The organism is Ramlibacter paludis (assembly GCF_022012305.1).
Classification (GTDB): Bacteria; Pseudomonadota; Gammaproteobacteria; order Burkholderiales; family Burkholderiaceae_C; genus Ramlibacter; species Ramlibacter paludis.
On sequence record NZ_JAKLTM010000002.1, the window covers coordinates 440,435 to 455,509 of the forward strand.

General features: G+C 68.2%; 17 protein-coding genes. 11 read left to right on the forward strand and 6 right to left on the reverse strand.

Annotated elements, in window-relative coordinates; all coding sequences use genetic code 11:
* Window positions 1–16: 16 nt before the first annotated feature.
* The 3 genes from LZ009_RS08825 to alaS are packed head-to-tail and all read right to left on the reverse strand — an operon-like array spanning window position 17 to window position 4,246.
* Window positions 17–1,117, reverse strand: coding sequence for a transglutaminase-like domain-containing protein (locus tag LZ009_RS08825; protein WP_275697534.1), 1,101 nt, complete (start codon window positions 1,115–1,117; stop codon window positions 17–19).
* Window positions 1,118–1,133: 16 nt separating this feature from the next.
* A complete protein-coding gene (locus LZ009_RS08830) occupies window positions 1,134–1,622 on the reverse strand; it encodes a TlpA family protein disulfide reductase (RefSeq protein WP_275697535.1) in 489 nt (162 codons plus the stop codon).
* The gene (alaS, locus tag LZ009_RS08835) at window positions 1,622–4,246 is read right to left on the reverse strand and encodes an alanine--tRNA ligase (protein WP_275697536.1); all 2,625 of its coding nucleotides are present in this window, start codon (window positions 4,244–4,246) and stop codon (window positions 1,622–1,624) included. Before alaS ends, LZ009_RS08830 begins: the two co-directional genes overlap by 1 nt.
* 70 nt (window positions 4,247–4,316) lie before the next feature.
* Between alaS and pncB the strand changes: the two genes are divergently transcribed.
* Window positions 4,317–5,531 carry a nicotinate phosphoribosyltransferase gene (gene pncB, locus LZ009_RS08840; protein WP_275697537.1) on the forward strand — a complete coding sequence of 405 codons (1,215 nt, stop codon included), beginning with the start codon at window positions 4,317–4,319 and terminating at the stop codon, window positions 5,529–5,531.
* On the opposite strand, the gene LZ009_RS08845 is transcribed toward pncB, so the two are convergent.
* The gene (locus tag LZ009_RS08845; RefSeq protein WP_275697538.1) at window positions 5,500–5,691 is read right to left on the reverse strand and encodes a DUF3606 domain-containing protein; all 192 of its coding nucleotides are present in this window, start codon (window positions 5,689–5,691) and stop codon (window positions 5,500–5,502) included. The two genes, pncB and LZ009_RS08845, sit on opposite strands and share 32 nt — an antisense overlap.
* 79 nt (window positions 5,692–5,770) lie before the next feature.
* Window positions 5,771–6,142: a hypothetical protein gene (locus LZ009_RS08850; RefSeq protein WP_275697539.1), complete on the reverse strand. Its 372-nt coding sequence runs from the start codon at window positions 6,140–6,142 to the stop codon at window positions 5,771–5,773.
* A gap of 82 nt (window positions 6,143–6,224) precedes the next feature.
* On the opposite strand from LZ009_RS08850, the gene ltnD reads away from it, so the two are divergent.
* A complete protein-coding gene (ltnD, locus tag LZ009_RS08855; RefSeq protein ID WP_346730731.1) occupies window positions 6,225–7,142 on the forward strand; it encodes an L-threonate dehydrogenase in 918 nt (305 codons plus the stop codon).
* A 1-nt stretch (window position 7,143) separates the two neighbouring features.
* Window positions 7,144–8,100: a DUF2268 domain-containing putative Zn-dependent protease gene (locus LZ009_RS08860; protein ID WP_275697541.1), complete on the forward strand. Its 957-nt coding sequence runs from the start codon at window positions 7,144–7,146 to the stop codon at window positions 8,098–8,100.
* Here the strand turns inward: LZ009_RS08860 and LZ009_RS08865 are convergent.
* Window positions 8,086–9,543, reverse strand: a complete 1,458-nt coding sequence (locus LZ009_RS08865; RefSeq protein ID WP_275697542.1) for an amidase — start codon at window positions 9,541–9,543, stop codon at window positions 8,086–8,088. The genes LZ009_RS08860 and LZ009_RS08865 overlap by 15 nt on opposite strands.
* 125 nt (window positions 9,544–9,668) lie before the next feature.
* Between LZ009_RS08865 and LZ009_RS08870 the strand changes: the two genes are divergently transcribed.
* From LZ009_RS08870 to LZ009_RS08905, 8 genes are all read left to right on the forward strand, one after another.
* A complete protein-coding gene (locus LZ009_RS08870) occupies window positions 9,669–11,324 on the forward strand; it encodes a DUF2334 domain-containing protein (RefSeq protein WP_275697543.1) in 1,656 nt (551 codons plus the stop codon).
* Between the two features lie 88 nt (window positions 11,325–11,412).
* On the forward strand, window positions 11,413–11,742 hold the full coding sequence (locus LZ009_RS08875; protein WP_275697544.1) for a hypothetical protein: 330 nt from the start codon (window positions 11,413–11,415) through the stop codon (window positions 11,740–11,742).
* On the forward strand, window positions 11,742–12,158 hold the full coding sequence (locus LZ009_RS08880; protein WP_275697545.1) for a GNAT family N-acetyltransferase: 417 nt from the start codon (window positions 11,742–11,744) through the stop codon (window positions 12,156–12,158). Before LZ009_RS08875 ends, LZ009_RS08880 begins: the two co-directional genes overlap by 1 nt.
* A complete protein-coding gene (locus tag LZ009_RS08885) occupies window positions 12,155–12,643 on the forward strand; it encodes a GNAT family N-acetyltransferase (protein ID WP_275697546.1) in 489 nt (162 codons plus the stop codon). Before LZ009_RS08880 ends, LZ009_RS08885 begins: the two co-directional genes overlap by 4 nt.
* Entirely contained in the window at window positions 12,636–13,223 is a 588-nt protein-coding gene (locus LZ009_RS08890; protein ID WP_275697547.1) for a chloramphenicol phosphotransferase CPT family protein, read from the forward strand. Before LZ009_RS08885 ends, LZ009_RS08890 begins: the two co-directional genes overlap by 8 nt.
* A 15-nt stretch (window positions 13,224–13,238) precedes the next feature.
* Window positions 13,239–13,793, forward strand: coding sequence for a GNAT family N-acetyltransferase (locus tag LZ009_RS08895; RefSeq protein ID WP_275697548.1), 555 nt, complete (start codon window positions 13,239–13,241; stop codon window positions 13,791–13,793).
* Window positions 13,790–14,290 (forward strand): hypothetical protein, encoded by a 501-nt coding sequence (locus tag LZ009_RS08900; protein ID WP_275697549.1) that lies wholly within the window; start codon window positions 13,790–13,792, stop codon window positions 14,288–14,290. The genes LZ009_RS08895 and LZ009_RS08900 overlap by 4 nt, the downstream gene beginning before the upstream one ends.
* Window positions 14,291–14,295: 5 nt before the next feature.
* Window positions 14,296–15,063: a carbon-nitrogen hydrolase family protein gene (locus LZ009_RS08905; RefSeq protein ID WP_275697550.1), complete on the forward strand. Its 768-nt coding sequence runs from the start codon at window positions 14,296–14,298 to the stop codon at window positions 15,061–15,063.
* Window positions 15,064–15,075 lie beyond the last annotated feature (12 nt).

Below are 15,075 nucleotides of genomic sequence, written 5' to 3' on the forward strand. Positions count from 1 at the left end.
AAGCGGGGACCGCGAATCAGGCCTTGATCTCTTTGGCCGAGATCACGTACTTGAAATCGTCCGGCGCATAGGAATCGAAGCGCCCCTGCTTGTCTTCCGCCGTGGGGTACATCAGGAAGCCCAGCTTGCCCATGCGCGAGCCGGGCAGGTCGACGTCGTGGGCCATGTTGTAGGCGACCCAGTTGCCTTCCCAGCCGCCGTACAGCGCCTTGTAGACGGGAGCCACCACCGGGTCCTGCACCGTCTTGATCCAGGTCGGCGTTTCCTGCCGCATCACCTTGGCCACGTCGGCCGGGTCCATCGCGACCCAGCCCTTGGACTGCAGGAAGACCTCGGCGCGGCAATGCTGCGCGCCCTTCAGGCTGGCCGAGTTGCTGCCCAGTTCCTTGTAGCCGAAGGCCGAAGGCGCGAGACGCAGGCCGTACACGTCGCGCGCCGGAATGCCCACCGAGCGCGAGAGGCCGACGAACAGCGCGTTGATGTCCGCGCACTTGCCGCCCAGGTTGCCGGTCTCCAGCATGGTCTTGATGTCGCCTTCGCCGCAGCCGCGCACCTGCGGCTCGCGGTAGGCGTTGGCCACCACCCAGTCGTACAGGCGGCGCACCTTGTCCTCGTCGGTGCGCGCGTCGCCGATCGCCTTGCGGGCGGTCTCGCGCACGATGCCGTCGGTGGGAATCAGGCTGGTGGGGCGGGTCCAGTACTCGGCGTCGCCGGCGTCCAGCCGGACGGGGGTCTTCTTCGCCCAGTCGACGGCGCGGTTGCGCGTCTGCACCCGGTTGGTGAGCTCGACGTAAGGCTGCTTGATCGATGCATCGAAATCCACCAGCAGGATGGCCGCGCCGTCCTTGCCATCGGTGGTGCGCACGGCCGTGCCGTTGGTGGTGAAGCTGCTTTCCAGCGAACGCTGCCACTCGTTGTTGTCGACCGAGGGAATCGGCAGCCAGACACGGGTGGCGCCCTGCGACAGGTTCGGCTCGGCGCGGGTGGTCAGCTCGAAGGTGCGCCAGCCGCCCGGCTGCGGCGCGAACTTCCGCTCCTGCGCGACAGCAGCGTGCGGGAGGGTGAGGGACGCAGCTGCCGCGGCAGCGCCTTGGAGAATATGACGACGATGGAGCATGACGGCGAGTATGCCGTCAGCGCCAAAGCCCTTCAACCAGCTTGCCTGCTTCGCTGCTCGACCAGTCGTACTCGCCTTGCACGCGCCAGCGCGGCACCCCCTTGGCGTCGAACCCGACCGTGGTGGGGAAGATCTTGACGTTCCAGCCCGCCGCGCCCTCGCCCAGGGGGTCCAGCAGCACCGGCACCGTCCAGGCAGCGTTCTTCACGTGGCGCTGCACCGCCGCGCCCCGTTCCTTGAAGTTGACCGCCTGCAGGACGAGCTTGTCGCTGTAGAAGTCGGCCATCTGCTGCAGCGTGGGCATCTCCGTGCGGCAGGGCTCGCACCAGCTGGCCCAGAAGTTGACGATGGTCGCCTTGCCGGCAGCCGGCACGGCGACCTTGTTGCCCTCGAGATCCAGCGCCTGCCAGGCCGCATGGGCCAGCGGCCTGGTCTGCACCTGGGCGGCCCGCGCCGCCGGCAACACCAGGGCCAGGCTCGCGGCCAGGACGCGCCGGCGGTCCATCAGGCCCGCTCCGCCACCCATTGCTGCACCGACTGCAGCGCGCCGGCCAGCTTGCTGGCATCCGTGCCGCCGGCCATGGCCAGGTCCGGTTTGCCGCCACCCTTGCCGCCGACCTGCTGGGCCACGAAATTCACCAGCTCGCCGGCCTTGACCTTGCCCATGCGATCCGCCGTCACGCCGGCCGCCAGCTGCACCTTGGCGCCGTCGACCGTCGCCAGCACGATGGCCGCCGACTTGAGCTTGTCCTTGAGCTTGTCCATGGTGTCGCGCAGCGTCTTGGCGTCCGCGCCTTCCAGCCGCGCGGCCAGCACCTTGATGCCCTTGACCTCGACCGCCTGCGCCACCAGTTCGTCGCCCTGCGAGGAAGCGAGCTTGCCCTTGAGCTGCGCCACTTCCTTTTCCAGCGAACGCACCTGGTCCAGCACCTGCGCCACCCGGCCATTGAGTTCCGTGGGCGCGGACTTGAGCGAGCCGGCCACCGCCTGCACGGTGCCTTCGAGCTCCTGCAGGTAGTGCAGCGAATTCGCGCCCGTCACGGCTTCGATGCGGCGGATGCCGGCGGCCACGCCGCCTTCGCCCACGACCTTGAAGAGGCCGATGTCGCCGGTGCGCTGCACGTGGGTGCCGCCGCACAGCTCGCGGCTGCTGCCGATGTCCAGCACGCGCACGGTCTCGCCGTACTTCTCGCCGAACAGCATCATCGCGCCGGTGGCCTTGGCCGACTCGATGTCCATCACCCGCGCCTGGGTGGCGTGGTTCTCCAGGATCTCGGCGTTCACGCGCTGCTCGATTTCGCGCACCTGCTCCGGCGTGACCGGCGCATTGTGGGTGAAGTCGAAGCGCGTCTTGTCGGCGTCGACCAGCGAACCCTTCTGCTGCACGTGCTCGCCCAGCACTTCGCGCAACGCCTTGTGCATCAGGTGCGTGGCGCTGTGGTTGCGCATGGTGGCGGCGCGGCGCTGGAGGTCGACGGCGGCCTTGACCTTGTCGCCGACCTTCAGCGTGCCCTGCGTCTGCACGCCGTGGTGGCCGAACACGTCGGCCTTGATCTTCTGCGTGTCTTCCACGCCGAACTGCAGGCCCTCGGCCGCCAGCGTGCCGCTGTCGCCCACCTGGCCGCCGCTTTCGGAATAGAAGGGCGTGGTGTCCAGCACCACGACGCCCGGCTGGCCTTCCTCGAGCTGCTGCACCGGCGTGCCGTCGCGGTACAGCGCCAGCACGGTGGCCTGCTCTTCGAGCTTGTCGTAGCCGATGAAGACGTTGCCGGCGCCGCCGTATTCCAGCGCGCGGTCCATCTTGAACTTGCCCGCCGCGCGGCCGGCCGCCTTCTGCTTTTCCATGGCGGCGGTGAAGCCGGCCTCGTCCACCGACACGCCGCGCTCGCGGCACACGTCGGCCGACAGGTCGAGCGGGAAGCCGTAGGTGTCGTGCAGCTTGAAAGCCACGTCACCGGGCAGCACCTTCTGGCCACCGGCGAGCGTGGTGTCGAGGATCTCCATGCCGTTGGCGAGCGTCTCGTAGAAGCGCTCTTCTTCGGCCTTCAGCACGTCCATCACCTTCTTCTCGGCGGCCGCCAGGTGCGGATAGGCCTCGCCCATCAGCTTGACCAGCGTGGGCACCAGCTTGTGGAAGAAAGGCGTCTTCTGGCCCAGCTTGTAGCCGTGGCGGATGGCGCGGCGGATGATGCGGCGCTGCACGTAGCCGCGGCCTTCGTTCGACGGGATCACGCCGTCGGCCACCAGGAAGCTGGTGGCGCGGATGTGGTCGGCGATCACCCGCAGCGAAGGATTCGACAGGTCACTCGTGTGCGTTTCCTTGCCGGCGGCCGCGATCAGCGCCTGGAAGATGTCGATCTCGTAGTTGCTGTGCACGTGCTGCAGGATCGCAGCCAGGCGCTCCAGGCCCATGCCGGTGTCGACGCAGGGCGCGGGCAGCGGGCGCAGCGAGCCGTCCGGCTGCATGTCGAACTGCATGAACACGTGGTTCCAGATCTCGATGTAGCGGTCGCCGTCCTGCTCCGGGCTGCCCGGGGGGCCGCCGGGGATCTCGGGGCCGTGGTCGTAGAAGATCTCCGAGCAGGGGCCGCAGGGGCCGGTGTCGGCCATCATCCAGAAGTTGTCGCTGGCGTACTTGGCGCCCTTGTTGTCGCCGATGCGCACCACGCGCTCGGGCGGCAGGCCGATCTCCTTGGTCCAGATGTCGTAGGCCTCGTCGTCGTCGATGTAGACGGTGGCCCAGAGCTTGTCCGCCGGCAGCTTGTAGACCTGCGTCAGCAGCTCCCAGCCCCACTTCAGCGAATCGCGCTTGAAGTAGTCGCCGAACGACCAGTTGCCCAGCATCTCGAAGAAGGTGTGGTGCCGCGCCGTGTAGCCCACGTTCTCCAGGTCGTTGTGCTTGCCGCCGGCACGCAGGCAGGCCTGCACCGAGGCCGCGCGCACGTACGGGCGCTTGTCGGTGCCCAGGAACACGTCCTTGAACTGCACCATGCCCGAATTGGTGAACATCAGCGTCGGGTCGTTGCCCGGCACCAGGGGGCTCGAGGCGACCACCGTGTGGGCCTTGTCCTTGAAGAAATCGAGGAAGGTCTGGCGGATGTCGGCGACGGTGAAGTTGGGGTTTTTCATGGGGGTCCAGCTGAACCTTCGATTATAGGTTTCGGGCCTTTTCCCGCCGCCCTGGGCCAGAATGGCCCGCATGGCGTCCAACCCCGTCATCCTGAGCCTCCTGGACACGGACCTGTACAAGTTCACGATGTGGCAGCCGATGCTGCACCGGCATCCGGAAACGCAGGCCACGTACCGCTTCGTCTGCCGCAACACGCCGCAGTACCCCCTGGCGGAGCTGCTGGACGAAGTGAACGCGCAACTGGACCACCTGTGCCGCCTGCGCTTCGAGCGGGAGGACCTGGACTTCCTCGCATCGCTGCGCTTCATCCGCGGCGACTTCGTCGACTTCCTGCGGATCTTCCATCTGCAGCGGGACTTCATCCACGCCTCGACGGACGGCGACGCCCTGCGGATCGAGGCGCGCGGCCCGCAGGTGCACGTGATGGGCTTCGAGATCTTCGTGCTGGCGATCGTCAACGAGCTCTACTTCCGGCGGCTGGCGCCGGTCGCCGCGCTGGCCGAGGGGCGGCGGCGGCTGCAGGCCAAGGTGGCGCTGCTGCGCGACTTCGCCCGCCAGCCGGCGCTGCAGCACCCCTTCGAGTTCTTCGACTTCGGCGTGCGGCGCCGCCATTCCCGCGTGTGGCAGCGCGAGATGGTGCGCACCCTGCTGGATGCCGTGCCGCAGTTCTTCAAGGGCACGAGCAACGTGCTGCTGGCGCGCGACCTGGGCACCACGCCCATCGGCACCATGGGCCACGAGTACCTGCAGACCTTCCAGGCGCTGGGGATGCGGCTGCGCGATTTCCAGAAGGCGGCGCTGGAGGAATGGGTGCAGGAGTACCGCGGCGACCTGGGCATTGCGCTCACCGACACGGTGGGCATGGACGCCTTCCTGGCCGACTTCGACCTCTATTTCGCCAAGCTGTTCGAGGGCCTGCGGCACGACTCCGGCGATCCGGTGGCCTGGGGCGAGAAGGCGCTGGCGCACTATGCGGCGCTGAAGGTCGACCCGCATTCCAAGCGGCTGGTGTTTTCCGACGGGCTGGACCTGCCGCGCGCCATCGCCCTGTACCGGCATTTCGGCGACCGCGTGCAGCTGGGCTTCGGAATCGGGACCCACCTTACCAACGACATGGGGCTGGAACCCCTCAACATCGTGATGAAGCTGGTGGAGGCGAACGGGCAGCCGGTGGCGAAGCTGTCGGATTCGCCCGGGAAGACGCTGGCGACCGACGAGACCTTCCTGGCTTACCTGCGCCAGGTTTTCCAGGTCAGGCCGAAGGACGCTCCGTCGAGCGCGTGAGGTGCTCGCGCACCCGCTCCGCCTCGCTCCCCACGGCCCGCACGGCTTCCTTCACCCGCTGCTGGCTCACGTTGAAGTGGCGCGCCCAGGCGCACACCGCGTAGTCGTGGCTGGTGTCGATGTGGTCCTTGCGGGCCGGCTGGTCCTGCTGCGTCGGCATCGGTGTCGTTCCCCCGGAAAACACCGATCCTAGGAAGAGCAGCGTCCCCGCGGTGTAGGACGTTGCCGCTGCGCGGCGATCAGCGCTTGCTGACCTTGTCCCCGGCGGCGACCCAGTCGCCCCCGGTCAGGACGTACTTGCCGTCGGCGCGCTGCACCCACTTGTGCTGGCGGTACTCCATGCCTTCCTTGAGCAGGACCCACTCACCTTTCTTCCAGGCGTAGCGGCCGTCCTTCCACTCGTAGTAGCCGGTGGACCAGACGTAGCCTTCGGCCGGCGGCGGCTTGGACTCCCAGGTGCCCGAAGGCGGCGGCACGTCGACGGCGGCTTCCGTCTTGGCGGCCGGCTTGGCCGGCGCGGAATTCCTGGCGGCGTTGGCGTCCACCGCCACCAGGGCGGCCGCGGCAACCATCACGGCCAGCAAGGCATTCTTCTTGGCTGAATACTGCATCGTGTGAATCTCCGTATGAAGCCCATGCTAGGCAAGCCTCGCGCCAGCGCATGTAGGACGATGGCCGGGCTGCTCTGTCATGATGTCCGGCCAAGGAGAACGGCTCATGGAGCGGAGGCAAAAAATGCAAGCAGGCGTGATCGGACTGGGGGCGATGGGCGCGGGCATCGCGGCAACGCTCAGGCGCAACGGCTACGAAGTGCACGTTTGCGATGTGCGCCCCGGCGTGGCCGCGGCCTTCACGAAGGAAGGCGGCGTGGCCTGCGCGACACCGGCTGAGGTTGCGGCCGCCTGCCCCGTGGTGGTCAGCGTGGTGGTCAACGCGCAGCAGACCGACAGCGTGCTGTTCGGCGAGGGCGGCGCGGCCGCGGCGATGCAGCCAGGCAGCACCTTCGTCATGTGTTCCACGGTGGACCCGAACTGGTCGGTGGCGCTGGAAGCGAAGCTCGGCGAGCGCGGCATCCACTACATCGATGCGCCCATTTCCGGCGGCGCCGCCAAGGCCGCCAGCGGCCAGATGACGGTGATGAGCGCCGCGAAGCCGGCGGCCTATGCCGCCGCGGGCGCCGTGCTCGATGCGATGGCCGGCAAGGTCTACCGCCTGGGCGACAGCGCCGGTGCCGGCAGCAAGGTGAAGATCATCAACCAGCTGCTGGCCGGCGTGCACATCGCCGCCGCCGCCGAGGCCATGGCGCTCGGCCTGCGCGAAGGCGTGGACCCGCAGGCGCTCTACGAGGTGATCACGCACAGCGCCGGCAACAGCTGGATGTTCGAGAACCGCATGGCCCACGTGCTGGCCGGCGACTACACGCCGCTGTCGGCCGTCGACATCTTCGTGAAGGACCTGGGCCTGGTGCTCGATACCGCGCGCGCCAGCAAATTCCCGCTGCCGCTCGCTTCCACCGCGCACCAGATGTTCATGCAGGCCTCGACGGCGGGCTACGCCAAGGAGGACGACTCCGCCGTGATCAAGATCTTCCCCGGCATCACCCTGCCCTGACATGCGACGCCGCACCCTGCTTCTTTCGTCCCTGCTCCCGGTGGCCGCGCGGGCGCAGGCCGCCGGCTACCGCGTCATCGACCTGATGCCCGACTTCTGGGCCTTCCATGCGCGGGCGCAAGGACTGGCTCCGGAAGCGCAAGCCGCGCTGTTCGAGCAGGAGGTCGCCGCGCGGCACCCCGACGCCTACGCGCCCAACGTGATCGGCCTCGATCCGGCCAAGCCTTACGGCGAGCAGCTGCAGCGCCGCTACCTGCGGGTGCTGCCTATCCTGGCCGACCGCACCGACCTGATGCGGCGCCTGTCCACCTCCATCGCGCGCGACCTGCCGCGCTACGAGGCGCGCTTTCGCGAGACCTTCCCGGACCTGGACTACCGCGGCGACATCTACTTCCTGCATTCGCTGGGCGGCTTCGACGGCGGCACGCGCCGCGTCGACGGCCGCACCGCGCTGCTGTTCGGCGTGGACATGATCGCGTGGGTGTACGGCGAAGGCATCGACCCGCAGCCCTTCTTCCACCACGAGCTGTTCCACATCTACCAGGGGCAGTTCGCCGCGGCCGGCGAAGCGGAACGCGACGACGATCCGCTGGTCACCGCGCTGTGGCGCGAAGGCCTGGCCACGTACGTCGCGCAAACGCTCAACCCGCAAGCCGGCGGCGTGTCGATTTTCGGCCTGCCGCGCACGACCCCGGCGCGGGTGCTGGCGAACCGGCCGCAGCTGGCGCGCGACCTGCGCGGCCTGCTCGATTCGCGCGCCCCGGGCGACTACAAGCGCTGGTTCCTGGGCGGGCGCGACGAGAACGCCGAAGTGCCGGGACGCGCCGGCTACGTCCTGGGCTACCACGTCGCCGAGCGGCTGGCTCAGCGGCACCCGCTGCGCGAACTGGCGCGGCTGCCGGTCACTGCGCTGCGGCCGGAGATCGACGCGGCGCTGGACGCGCTAGGTCGCGGCTGAGGCAAGGTACTGCGGCGCCCGCCGTGCCCGGCTCGCCTGCTCGTAGGCAAACGCGAGGGCGATCATTTCGGCGTCGCGACCTGCCGTGCCGACGAAGGACAGCCCGCAAGGCAAGCCATGCACGAAGCCGGCCGGCACCGTGATGTGCGGGTAGCCGGCACACGCGGCCGCCGTCGAGAATCCGCCGAGGGAGAAGTCGCCGCGAATCAGGTCGATCAGGCAGGCGGGGTGGCCGGTGGGCGCGACGAGTGCATCGAGGCGATGCTCGCCCAGCACGCGGTCCATGCCCTCCTCGCGTGACAGGCGGCGCAGCGTCGCCAGCGCCTCGCGGTATTCCGCGGCAGCCAGCCCGGCGCCCTTGTCCAGCGCCCGCAGGAAGACCTCCTGCCCGAAGTGCGGCATGACGCGATCGCGCTCCCGCTCGTTGAAGGCAACCAGGTCCGCCAGCGACTTGTGCGGCGAGCGCGGCGCGTACTCGGCGAGGTAGGCCGCGATGCCGGCGTGGAACTCGTAGAGCATCACCAGGCTGCGGCTCGCGCCCAGCTGGTTTTCATTCGGAAGCTCCGCCAGGTCCACCAGTTCGGCGCCTTGCGCCTGCAGCACCTGCAAGGCCTGCTCGATGACCGCCGACACCAGGTCGTTGCGCCCGCCGAAGTGGCTGCGGACGACGCCGATGCGTTTGCCCGCGAGGGCGCCGGCGTCCAGGCTCGCGGCGTAGTCGCGTCCCGCCAGCACGCCGAGCAAGGCCGCTGCATCCGCCACCGTGCGCGCCATCGGTCCCGCGGTATCGAGCGAAGCCGCGATGGGCACGATGCCGTCGCCAGGCAGCAGTCCCTGCGTGGGCTTGATCCCCACGATGCCGTTTTGCGAAGACGGCGACACGATGGAGCCATCGGTCTCGGTGCCGACGGCCACGGGCGCGAGGCTGGCCGCCACGGCGACCGCGGAGCCCGAACTGGAGCCGCTGGCACTGCGATCGAGCGCATGCGGGTTGCGCGTGAGGCCGCCGCGCGAGCTCCAGCCCGAGGTGGAACGCGAGGAGCGGAAGTTCGCCCATTCCGACAGGTTGGTCTTGCCGAGGATCACGGCGCCGGCCTCGCGCAGGCGCGTGACCACGCTTGCATCGCGCGGGGCGCCGCCATCGAGCAGCGCCAACGAGCCCGCGGTGGTCTGCATGCGATCGGCCGTGGCGATGTTGTCCTTCAGCAGGACCGGGATCCCGTGCAACGGTCCGCGCACCCGGCCGGCGCGGCGTTCTTCATCGCAACGCGCTGCCAAGGCACGAGCTTCCGGATTCGTTTCGATGACAGCGTTGAGCTTCGGGCCGCCGCGATCCAGCGTTTCGATGCGATGAAAGTACGCATCCACCAGCGAGACGCTGCTGGCGGCGCCTCTTTGCAGTGCCGCTTGCAAGTCCTGCACGCTCGCGTCGACCAGGTTCATCGCGCGGATTCTACGGACGGTAGGAAGCTACCTACCGGCAATGGTGGCGCTTGCTGTCGAACTCGCGGTGCTTACAAATTCAACATCCGCACAAGTTTGATACACGAGTCCGGAAAGAGGCCCCCATGTTGAAGTCCTTCCTCCTGCGCGTAGTCGCCGCGCTTGCCACCGTTGCAGCCTTGTTCGGCGGCTCCGCCGCGCAGGCCCAGACGACGACACCCCCGCCGCCCACGGTGCAAGTGCTTTACGACGCGCCCTCCGGCTCGGAGTGGGACAAGCTGGGACTCGCGTACGCGATCATGCTGCGCAACCTGCTGGGGCACTTCAATGCGCAGGTGGACCTGGTGCCGGTGCAGCAGTACCAGGCCGGCGGCACGGAGAAGTACAGCGCGACCTTCTACCTGGGCGCGGCCTACGACCACCAGCTGCCCGCGGCCTTCCTGAGCGACGTGATGTCGACCACCAAGCCGATGGTCTGGTTCAAATACAACCTGTGGCAGCTGGCCTGGAACCCCGCTTACAACTTCACCGCCGGCAAGGGGATCAACTTCACGGGGCTCAAGGGCTTGAGTTCGGCCCCCTCGTCGTCGAATCCCAACCCGCCCTTCTTCGACACCGTGAAGTACAAGGGGCTGGACTTCGTCAAGTACTACCAGTACGACGCGGGCCGCAACATGGCCAACAGCGACCCGGACATCGGCGTGGTCACCATCGCCGACACCACCAAGGCCAAGCGCGTCGTGCCGATCGCGAGCCCCAAGACGAACGAGACGGCCGGCTACATCACCCGCTCCGGCAACTTCTGGTACGTGGCCGACCTGCCCTTCAGCTTCATCGGCCCGCGCGACCGCTACCTGGTGTTCGCCGACCTGCTGCACGACATGCTGGGCATCGACCACGCCTTCTATCACAAGGCCATGGTGCGCCTGGAAGACGTAGGCGCGATGGTCTCGGTGGACGCGATGAAGCAATTGAGCGACTACCTGGGCGGCAAGGCCATTCCCTTCTCCGTCGCCGTGATCCCGCGCTACGTCGATGCGCTGGGCCTGTACAACGGCGGCGTGCCCCAGGAAGTACCGCTGTCGCAGGCCACCAACCTGCAGAAGGCGCTGAACCACGCCCGCAGCAAGGGCGGCGAGCTGGTGATGCACGGCTTCACCCACCAGTACGGCAACAAGAAGAACCCGCACACCGCGGTGAGCGGCGACGACTACGAGTTCTGGGACATCGTCGAGAACTCGCCGGTGCCCGAAGATTCGGTGTCGTGGGTGCAAGGGCGCCTGAACAACGGCCTGGTGGACATGAAGGCCCTGGGCTTCAACCCGATGGCCTGGGAAGCGCCGCACTACCACGCGTCCGCCATCACGGCCCGCACCGCGCCGCAGATGTTCAGCAAGACCTACCAGCGCGCCGTGTACTTCACCGCCGACAAGCCGAACTACTACGCCTCGGTGGCGAAGGACTATGGCGTGGGCCAGTTCTACCCGTACCAGATCTACAAGGACTACTACGGCCAGCGCGTGCTGCCGGAGAACCTGGGCAACATCGAGTACGACATCAGCACGATCGACCCGACCTCCAACTACAACTACACGGCCGACGACATCATCCTGAACGCCAAGTACGCCAAGACCATCCGCGACGGCGTGGCCTCCTTCTTCTTCCATCCCTTCTGGCTCGAACCCGACCTGGGCGTGCCCGGCATGGCCGACTTCCAGAAGACCATCGACGGCATCACCGCCCTGGGCTACACCTGGGTGGCCCCGAGCAAGCTCCGCTGATCAACACTGGTTCCACGAGCCGGGTTCCGCTTCCGCGGACCCGGCTTTTTTTATGCGCTAATTGGGGTCAGAACCCAATTAGCGCATCATGGAAACCACCGCAGTCCAGGCGATCAAGTTGGCCATCGTCGCGGCGACCGGCCTCTCGAAGGACGCCCTTCACATCTACGTGGGGCTCGCCGTATTCCTCGTCGCCGCCGCGGCCAGCAGGCGGCCGGTGGCGTCCTGGCTACCGTGGATCGCTGTACTTGCCGTTGCCTTGCTCGGCGAGGCCGTGGACATGCGCGACGACCTCCTTAGCATCGGGCATTGGCGATGGGCCGCCAGCTTGCACGACGTCCTCAACACGGTGTTCTGGCCGACCGTCCTGATGGTCCTGGCGCGAGCGACCGGCGTCTTCACGGCGAAGGCTCGGTGATGCCGTACGCCGTCGAACCGAGAAAGCCCGACGCGCAAGAACTGGCAGCGCTTCTGGACGCGATGGACTGGGGCACCAACTCGCCCGAGACCGTGGCACGCTCGATCGCGGCCTATCCCTGCACGATCTGCGCGACGACGGACGAAGGCGCGCTGGTCGGCTACCTCTCCGCCTTCAGCGATGGCGTGATGAGCACCATGCTCGGCGAGCTGGTCGTGCATCCTGCGCACCAGCGCCGCGGCCTGGCCTCGCGGATGTTGGAGTTGCTCGCGGCCCGGTATCCGGAGGCACCGATCTATGTCAAGGCGCTGGGCAAGTCGAAGGACTTCTACGCCGCGCGCGGCTTCAAGATCCCGAGCGCGGAGATGACCGTCATGTTCCGCCGCCCGGGCCAAATGCAGTCGATCGCCCCGTGACCTTCCCCGTGCGCCCCGCCGTCCCCACCGATGCCATCGCCATCTCCCGGCTGGTGCAGGCGGGCTTCCTGCAGCACGTGGCGCCCGATTGGGAGCCTTCGGCTTGCGAGGATTTCCTGCGGGAGACGACTGCCGACAAGCTCGCCGTCGCCATGGCGGGAGCCACGTTCACGGCCGTCCACGTATCGGTAGAAGAAGTGACGGGCGTGATCCTGATGCCGCGTCCCACGCTCGTGCAGCTGTTCTTCGTCGCGCCGGATCGCCTTCACCACGGCATCGGACGGGCCCTCTGGGAAGCCGCGCGTACGCATCTCGAAGAACAGCACGCCGAAGTGAAGACGGTGGAACTCAACGCGACACCCGGAGCCCTTCCCGCCTACCGGGCGCTGGGCTTCTTCCCCATCTCCGCGCCCTTCCGGCGCAGGGGCGCAGTGGCCACGCGCATGGCCTGCTGGCTGCCGGCACGGGGACTGGAACGTGCATAGCAGTGACTTCGAGCCGGCAAGGATCATCGTCCTGAACGGCGCGTCCAGCTCCGGCAAGACCTCGCTGGCCAAGGCGATGCAGCAGCAGTCCGACGCACCGCTGCACCACGTCCAGCTCGACGCCTTCCGCGCCATGGAGCCGCCCGGCTACTGGGACGGCTGGGAGCAACGGGACGAAATCGACCGGCAGGCGATGATGAGCGCCTTGTGCGGCGCCATGTTCGCGGCGGTGCTGCAGTATTCACGGCACGGCCAGCAGACGATCCTCGACGTGGCGCTGACCAACCCCCAGGCACGCCGTCTGCTGGTGGACCATTTGCAGGGCTGGCCCGCGTACCTGGTCGGCGTCCACTGTTCTCCCGCGGAACTCGATAGGCGCGAACTTCAACGAGGCGACCGGAAGATCGGTCTTGCGGCAAGCCAGCTCGACTGGCTCCACGCGCGCATGCTTTACGACGTCGAAATCGACACGATCGGCAAGCCACCCGAGGATCTGGCGATCGAATTGCTGGCGCAACTCCGCGACTGCCCGACGCCCACGGCCCTCGGCCGGCTGGCGGCACTGCAATCCGCCGCTTGAGGCATCGAGCCGCCCATGCCCACCCTCACCCATCGCCGGCTGGACCCTTCGGTCGCCGAGGATCGCCTCGCTTGGCGCGAGGTGTTCCGCGGCGCGCCCTCCTTCACCCACGCCACCGAAGGCAGGACGCCGACCGACGCCGATGCGGACCGGATGATGGACACGGTGCCCAAGGGCAGGACGAGCGACGACATCTTCCTGCAGGCCATCTACGCCGATGGCGTGCTTTGCGGCTGCTCGTACGTGGCGCGCCACTATCCGACGCCCGCCGACGCCTACCTCGTGCTCCTCGTCCTCATGGAGTCGCACCAGCGCAGCTACCTGGGCATCCGCTGCCTGAACCGGATCGAGGCGCAGGCAGCCGGCTGGGGCTGCTCGCAGCTGCGGGGCGTGGTCGACGCCGCCAACGAGCGCGCGTTCCGCTTCTGGCAGCGGCTCGGCTTCCAGGAGGAGCGGCGCCAGCGCCTGCCCGGGCTGGTGGGCGAGGCCGTCGTCGGCTCCATTCCCATCGGCCCCGTTTCCAACGAGCGCAGTTCGGCAGCCCGGCTGCGGCGCAAGCTTTCTCGATGAACCGCACCCTCCGCATCGGCGAAACCAGCAAGCCGCAGCTCCTGGCCGACCTCCGCGCCGCCGGCGTCCAGCTCAATGCCGCTGCGGAAGAACTCTTCGCCGACGAGCGCTTCACCACCGCGCCCACCCGTTCGCTCGTCGAAGTCGCCACGCTCTCCGTCGCCAGCCTCACCGAGGGCAAGGGCGCGACGTTCGCGACCCTCCTCGAACTGGCGGCAGCGCGAGACCTGTTCCCCTGCCCGCTCGAACTTGCCGCGCACTTCCGCCTCCAGTACCTGGACCAGCCGGAAGGTGCCATGGGGCACGCGCCTTCGCAGCATCGCGCCCCGCCCGGCTCGATCACGGTGGCATCCGCCCCTTTGGACGACGCCGACGAAACGCCCAAGGGCTTCTACCTGCGCCGCATCGAGGGCGTCCCCTGGTTGCGCGGCTACCGCTCCTGGCCGGGGCACGTCTGGAGTCCCGACGACGTGTTGGCCTTCGCACGAACCAGCTAGTCCCGATGAAACGAATCGCCGTCGCGCAGATCGCCATGCGCTGGTCCACGCAGGAGAACCTCGCCGCCATTCTGAAGACGATGGAACTCGCGCACGCACGCGGCGCCCGGATCTGCGGATTCTCCGAGCTCGCCATCACCGGCTTCCACCGCCAGATCGCGCGCGAGGCCGTGCAGGCCCCGGTGCAGGCCGCCATCGAGCAGCTGCAGGCCCGCTGCGCCGAGCTGGGAATGGCGATCGCGGTCGGGGCGCCCACCTTCGGCAGCGGCACGGCCCGCTACAACTCGCACCTGCTGATCGACGAGTCCGGCGCGCTGGCCGCCGTCGTGTCCAAGCAAGGGCTGACCGAGCCCGAGGCGACCTTCTTCGAGCGCGGCACCCACCGCCCGGTCGGCACGCTGCAGCAGATGAAGTGCTCCGCGGTGATCTGCCGCGAAGTGGGCGACCTGGACACCGTGAGCACGCAACTCCCCGCCGGCGCCGCGGACCTGGTCTTCGTGCCGGGCGCCTTGCGCCAGGACCCCGAGAAGCCCAGGGAGGACCCGCCCGAATACGTCCGCGACATCGCGCGGCTGGCCGCGGCGACGCGCGCATTCGTCGTGCACACGAACTGGCCGAACGCCCTCAATCGTCCCGAGGAGAGCGTCGACGGCGGCGGCAGCACGGTGGCCGGGCCTGGCGGCGAAGTGCTGTTCCGCTTGCCGCAGCAGGCAGCCGGCGTCGGCGTCTTCGACCTCGGCGCCAGGTCCTTCGAGTGGCATCCCGAGCCGTGAAGGCGCTTATAT